This is a genomic window from Streptomyces sp. Je 1-79, from assembly GCF_025195125.1.
In the GTDB taxonomy this organism is placed as follows: Bacteria; Actinomycetota; Actinomycetes; order Streptomycetales; family Streptomycetaceae; genus Streptomyces.
The window spans coordinates 144,017-150,016 of the sequence record NZ_JAMGSL010000017.1; the positions used below are offsets into that span (position 1 = coordinate 144,017).

General features: G+C 72.1%; 5 protein-coding genes and 1 pseudogene. 1 reads left to right on the forward strand and 5 read right to left on the reverse strand.

Going from position 1 to position 6,000, the window contains the following annotated elements; translation table 11 throughout:
* Positions 1–45: 45 nt before the first annotated feature.
* The 5 genes and pseudogenes from M5362_RS29665 to M5362_RS29685 form a co-directional block, all read right to left on the reverse strand.
* Positions 46–423: pseudogene (locus M5362_RS29665) on the reverse strand (MaoC family dehydratase); the annotation flags it as partial.
* A 16-nt stretch (positions 424–439) separates the two neighbouring features.
* Complete coding sequence (locus M5362_RS29670) at positions 440–1,468, reverse strand: acyl-CoA dehydrogenase family protein (protein WP_260230891.1); 1,029 nt, start codon at positions 1,466–1,468, stop codon at positions 440–442.
* Between the two features lies 1 nt (position 1,469).
* The gene (locus M5362_RS29675; RefSeq protein ID WP_260230892.1) at positions 1,470–2,456 is read right to left on the reverse strand and encodes a bifunctional MaoC family dehydratase N-terminal/OB-fold nucleic acid binding domain-containing protein; all 987 of its coding nucleotides are present in this window, start codon (positions 2,454–2,456) and stop codon (positions 1,470–1,472) included.
* A complete protein-coding gene (locus M5362_RS29680; RefSeq protein WP_260230893.1) occupies positions 2,453–3,619 on the reverse strand; it encodes an acyl-CoA dehydrogenase family protein in 1,167 nt (388 codons plus the stop codon). Before M5362_RS29680 ends, M5362_RS29675 begins: the two co-directional genes overlap by 4 nt.
* Positions 3,620–3,980: 361 nt before the next feature.
* On the reverse strand, positions 3,981–4,289 hold the full coding sequence (locus M5362_RS29685; protein WP_260230894.1) for a hypothetical protein: 309 nt from the start codon (positions 4,287–4,289) through the stop codon (positions 3,981–3,983).
* A gap of 412 nt (positions 4,290–4,701) precedes the next feature.
* Here M5362_RS29685 and M5362_RS29690 point away from each other — a divergent pair, with 412 nt between their 5' ends.
* The gene (locus M5362_RS29690) at positions 4,702–5,589 is read left to right on the forward strand and encodes a bifunctional DNA primase/polymerase (RefSeq protein ID WP_260230895.1); all 888 of its coding nucleotides are present in this window, start codon (positions 4,702–4,704) and stop codon (positions 5,587–5,589) included.
* Positions 5,590–6,000: the final 411 nt, after the last annotated feature.

A 6,000-nucleotide genomic window follows, 5' to 3' on the forward strand; every position in this document is an offset into this window, starting at 1 on the left:
CTGGGCCGCCGCCCGGGAATCCGACAGGGCCCCCGGCCGGGCGTCCGGCAAGGTGACCGTCACCGTGCCCGTCACGTGGTGACCGAGCCCGTTCGCACCGACCACCCGCACCTGGGCCGTCGCGCCGTCCACCCCGGTGACCGTCCCCGTCAACGTCATCGTGTCTCCGGGGTAGTTGGGCGCGCCGAGCCGTATCGCCACCTTGCGCAGAACCGCCCCCGGCCCCAGCCGGTCGGTGATGTACCGGCCCACCAGGCCGTTGGTCGTCAGGATGTTCATGAAGATGTCGGGGGAGCCCTTCGCCCTGGCCAGCTCCGCGTCGTGGTGCACGTCCTGGTAGTCCCGGGATGCCACGGCCCCGGCGACGACGAGGGTGCGGGTGATCGGGATCTCCAGCGGCTCCAGCGTGTCCCCGGCCTTCATCGGTGCTCTCCGGCGTTCATCGGTGCTCTCCGTTCGCGATCAGGTCGCCCAGTTCGGCGAGGAGTTCGGTGCCGCAGCCGAGATACGCGTCGAGCTGTCTGCCCCAGAGGAAGTGCCGGTGGACGGGGTGGTCGAGGTCGGCTCCCATACCGCCGTGGAGATGCTGCCCCGCGTGGACGACCCGCTTCCCCGCCTCCGACGCCCACCAGGCGGCGGTCAGCGCGTGCTCGACGGCCGGCAGCCCCTCGTCGTGGCGCCAGGCGGCCTCGTAGGCGGTGACCCGGATCGCCTCGGTGTCCATGTGGGCGTCGGCGGCCCGGAGCTGGACGGCCTGGTGGGTGGAGAGCGGGCGCCCGAACTGCTCCCGTACCGAGGTGTACGCGACGGCCCGGGCCAGTGAACCCGCACAGACCCCCGCCTGGAGTCCCGCGAACACGATCCGGGCCATGGCCAGCACGTCCGCGCAGGCGCCCTGGCCCCCGATCCGTTCCCCCCGCGCGCCGTCGAGGACCAGCCGCCCCGCTGCCCAGGGGGCGGTGAGCTCCACGGGCAGCACCGACGCTTCCGACGTGGGCACCAGCCGGAGCGCGGCGTCCTGATCCGGTACGAGAACGTGCGTGGCATCCCTGAGCCAGGGCACCCACTCCACCTCGCCCGTGAGGCGGCCGTCCGCGTCCGCCCGCACGTGGCCGGCGGGCGGGAACGCCCCGGTCGCCACGCTCGTACCGTCCCGGAGCCCCGGCAGCAGCCGCTCGCGCTGCTCCGCCGTGCCGTGCCGGGCCACGGCGAGGAGGCCGAACACACCGCTCGCGGCGAACGGCACCTGAGCCGTCGTCCGCCCCTGCTCCTCGGCGAGCAGCACCAGGCCGAGCAGCCCGATCTCCTCGACCGCTCCGGGCAGTCCGGCCGCGCACAGGGCCTTCCACAGCTCGGCGTCCGTGCCCGTGCCGGCCGCCGCGAGCCGCTCGTGCGTGGCGAGGTCGCCGAAGATCCGCGCCGCCAGCTCCTGGGCCGCGGCCTGCTCCTCCGTGGGCGTGAAGTCCATGTCAGCCCTCACCGCCGTCCTGCGCCCGGAAGACGGGCAGCTCCAGCTCCTCGTCCACGCGGAGGAACTCCAGCCGGACCGGCACCCCGATCCGGACCTTGTCGTACGGCACACCGACCACGTTGCTGATCATCCGTACGCCTTCCGCCAGTTCGATCAGACCGACCGCGTAGGGAGGGTCGAAGGCCGGGAAGGGCGGGTGGTGCATCACCACGTACGAGAAGACGGTCCCGGTGCCGCTCGCCTCGACGGCGTCCCACTCCTGCGAGCCGCAGGCGTTGCACCCGGGGAGCCACGGGAAGCGGAGGGTCGCGCAGGCTCCACAGCGCTGGACGAGCAGCCGGTGCGCGGCCACGCCCTCCCAGAAACCGGCGTTGTCCCGGTTGATCACCGGCCGGGGGCGCCTGGCGCCGGGCGCGCCGCTGCCCTTCGGCTTCGGTGCCGCCGGCGCGTACTTGAGGATGCGGAAACGGTGGGTGCCCGCGAGCTCGCCGTCGGCCTGGATGTCCATCCGGGTCGTGACGAAGTGCCCCGCCCCGAGCTTGGTGGTCTTGCGCTCCGACACCGACTCGATGACGGCGTCGAAGGTGATCGCCTCGCCGGGCCGCAGCGGACGCGGATACTCCTGCTCGCAGTCGGTGGCGACCACGGACGTGTATCCCGCCTCGTCCAGGAGCGTGAGCAGCTCGTCGTACGCCCCGGAGCGGTCGGTGTGGCCGGAGAGACCGCCCATCGTCCACGCCTGGAGCATCGTGGGCGGCGCGACGGCGTCCGGTCCCCTGTAGGCCGGGTCGGTGTCCCCCATCGCCTCGCACCAGTGTCTGATCATGGGCTCGTTGACCAGGTCCTTGCCGACGCCCGCGGTGGCGGCGGGCTGCCCTTCGTACGCCTTCAACCGCTCGTACAGCCCGTCACTCAGTTCGCTCCGACCGTCGCCCAGCCCGTCACTCCGTCCGTCACTCAGTCCGCCACGCAGTCCCTCACTCATCGCCGCCCCCTCCCCTTCATGCCGAGTCGCATCGTCGCGACGATCTCGCGCTGCACCTCGCTCACCCCTCCCCCGAAGGTGTTGATCTGCGCGGCGCGGTTCATCCGCTCGAGCTCACCGCCGTCGAACTCCCCCGGCGACCCCGCCCGCACGAGACCCGCTCCGCCCGCGATCTCCTGACATATTCGGTACACCTCCACCGCCGATTCGGTTCCCGCGAACTTCACGCCGCTGGCGTCTCCCGGGGCCAGCCGGCCCGCCCCCACATCCCCCACCAAACGCCAGTTGAGCAGGCGCGTTGCCGCGAGACGGGCATGCGCCTCGGCGGCCCGAATCCGTATCCACGGCTCGTCAATGCGACGCCGCCCCGTCACCGGATCGGGTGTGCGGGCGCTGCGGAGCGCCGCCTCGTAGAAGTCCTCGGCCTGCATGCCGATCGCGGCGAGGGCGACGCGTTCGTGGTTGAGCTGGTTGGTGATCAGCCCCCAGCCGCCGTTCTCCTCCCCGACCAGGTTTCCGGCGGGGACGCGGATGGAGTCGTAGTAGGTCGCCGTCGTCGTCAGCCCGCCGACCGTCTCGATGGGCGTCCAGGAGAAGCCGGCGGCGTCCGTCGGGACCAGCAGGATGGAGATCCCGCGGTGCTTGGGGGCCTCGGGGTCGGTGCGGCAGGCGAGCCAGATCCAGTCGGCGTTCTGGGCGTTCGAGGTGAAGATCTTCTGCCCGTCGACCCGCCAGGATTCCCCGTCCCGTACCGCCTTCGTACGGAGCGAGGCCAGGTCGGTACCGGCCTCCGGCTCGCTGTACCCGATCGCGAAGACGGTCTCGCCACGCAGGATCCGGGGGAGGAAGTACGCCTTCTGTTCCTCGGTGCCGTACTTCATCAGGGTCGGGCCGACGGTGTTGAGCGTGACCATGGAGACGGGGGCGCCCGCCCGGTAGGCCTCGTCGAAGAAGACGAACTGCTCGTCGGGGCCGCGGCCCTGCCCTCCGTACTCGCGCGGCCAGCCGAGCCCGAGCATCCCGTCGCCGCCGATGCGGCGCAGCAGCGCGCGCTGCGCGGCGGTGTCGGCGGGAGGCGGCGGGCCGTCGGGCATCACGTCGCGGAAGTACGCGCGGAGTTCGGCGCGCAGCCGCAGCTGCCGCTCGGTCGGGGCGAGGTGCACGGCGACGGCCTCCCGGGGGTACGGCTAATGTTTCTGACTGTCCGTCAGATGCGGGAGCGTGTCAAGGTCACGGACGCGGCCGCCACCCCGGCGCCCCCGGCCGGCACCCCGTCGACACCCCGCCCGGCACCCGGGTTCGGCGCCCCGTCGGCGCCCCGTCCGGCGAAGGGCCCGGCCGAGGGTCCATGCGGAGAGCCGCGGGCGCACGCGCGGCGGCCTCCACGCTCAGCGGCCTCCACGCTCAGCGGCCTGCACGCCGGCGCCGAAGCGCCGCCGCACAGGCCGCCGTTCACCCCCCGGTCATTCCCCCCGGTCATTCCCCCCGGTCATTCCCCCCGTCGGGCCGGTCCCCAGCTCTCGGCTAGAACCACCAGGGGTGGAAGTTCACCACCGGGTTGGACTGACCGATGGAGGTGAACCCGGAGCCGTTCACACTCGCGGTGTTGTTCTGATTGGAGGCGCCCGAGCCGGTGGCCACCTGCTGCGTGGTCGTCGAGTTGCCGACGTTGTCGCCGCCCACGCCGCTGCCGATGATGGTGGCGACGCTCGTGTTCGATCCGTCGTCCGCGAAGCCGCCGTTGTCGGCCTGCGCGACGCCGCCGAAGAGAGCGGCGGCCAGGGGCAGCGCGGCGGCAGCGGCGAGAACGCGGGCGGTACGGATGCTTGCCATGTCTTTTCCTCCGTGAGCTGAGCTGAAGCTGAGCCGTGTTGAAGTCGTGGTGCTGAAGCTGTGGTCGTGCTGAAGCTGTGGTGCTACTGAGCCTGCGGTGCTGCTGAAGAATCACTGAAGTAGGGCTATTTACACGGCAGTTGGCCGGCCGCCTCGGTCGTTGTGCTCGACGTCGCGACTCCAGAGTTGCCCACGCAATCCCCGGCGAACCACCCCTCACAGACCGATTCCCCCTCAAGCGTGAGGACAAGTCGATAAACCCCCTTCACGCACCCAAAGCCGCAGCTCACGGAGGTCGGGGCGGGGGCCGCTCCGCCGAAACCGCACCGCAACAAGGGAGGAAGCGTTCCGGCAGATTTTCAGCCAATCCTCCCCGCTTCCCTTTTTCGAACGCATGTACGAAACTGGGTCCATGGCCACCTCCGACCGGCGCTCCGCCACCCTGGCCCTCGCCCACGCGCTGTCCGCGGCAGAACGTGGGCTCCCCGTCATCCCCCTGTCGCCCTCGAAGCTCCCCGCGCTGCGCTCACCCCACCGGGACGACCCCGAGCCGGCCCCCTGCCACGGCGAGTGCGGCCGCCCCGGACACGGGGTGCACGACGCGACCACCGACCCGGCGGCCGTACGGGCGCTGTTCGCCGCCGCGCCCTGGGCCACCGGCTACGGCATCGCCTGCGGCCGCCCGCCCCTCCACCTGATCGGCGTCGACCTCGACGTGCCCCACGGGGACACCCCCGCGGACGCCACGGCCGAGCTGCGCCACCTCGCGCTCCAGCACCTGTTCACGCTGCCGCCCACGGTGACCGTGCTCACCCCGAGCGGCGGCCGCCACCTGTGGCTGACCGGCCCGCCGGACATCGTGGTCCCGAACTCGGCGAGCCGCCTCGCCCCCGGCATCGACATCCGAGGCGCCGGCGGCTACCTCGTGGGACCCGGCTCCGTCACCGCCAAGGGCGCGTACCGGCTGGCACCGGGCAGCGAGCACCTCGATCCTGCGCCCTGCCCGCGCGCCCTCCTCGCCCTGATCGCGCCCCCTACGCCACCCCCGCGCCCCCACCACGCCCCCGTGAGCCCCCGACAGGGCCGCGGGCTGGTCCACTTCGTCCGCACCGCGCACGAGGGCCAGCGCAACACGCGCCTGTTCTGGGCGGCCTGCCGGGCGTACGAGAACGGCCTCGGCGACTCCCTCGCCGAGGCCCTCACCACGGCGGCCGTCCACACGGGCCTGACCGAACACGAGGCCCGCACGACGATCCTCTCGGCGGCCCGCCTCACCCAGAACACCGAACGCGTTCTCTGACCCGCTCAACCGCCGAGCCGCCCGGGAAGTGGATCTCCCGGGCGCCCGGCCCTCATCGTCCAACACGACCGATCGGGTGCCGTCAGACCGCCTCGTGGGCGTCCCGCGGGTGCCGTCAGATCACCTCATGGGCCTCCGCAGGCGCCGTCAGATCACCTCGTGGGCGTCCCGCGGATGCCCGCAGACGCGGATGATCGCACCTGCGCCGAAGTCCGGCCCCGTGAAATCCTGGTATTGGCTGAAGCAGAAGTCGGAATCACCACGAAATCCCGGACATCCGCACGGTCGGACCGGAGAGCCGGGCGAATCCACCCCGGTGCAGAATTCCAAGGACCCGTGTGACAGAGGAGTTGGGTCGATTCCGGACCGTGCGAGCACGTCAGCGGCTGTGGCTCGTGCCTGACTCACCAG

Coding starts and splice junctions, on each gene's coding strand:
- M5362_RS29670 (WP_260230891.1), bottom strand. CDS start 1,468: ATGGACTTCACGCCCACGGAGGAGCAGGCCGCGGCCCAGGAGCTGGCG.
- M5362_RS29675 (WP_260230892.1), bottom strand. CDS start 2,456: ATGAGTGAGGGACTGCGTGGCGGACTGAGTGACGGACGGAGTGACGGG.
- M5362_RS29685 (WP_260230894.1), bottom strand. CDS start 4,289: ATGGCAAGCATCCGTACCGCCCGCGTTCTCGCCGCTGCCGCCGCGCTG.
- M5362_RS29690 (WP_260230895.1), top strand. CDS start 4,702: ATGGCCACCTCCGACCGGCGCTCCGCCACCCTGGCCCTCGCCCACGCG.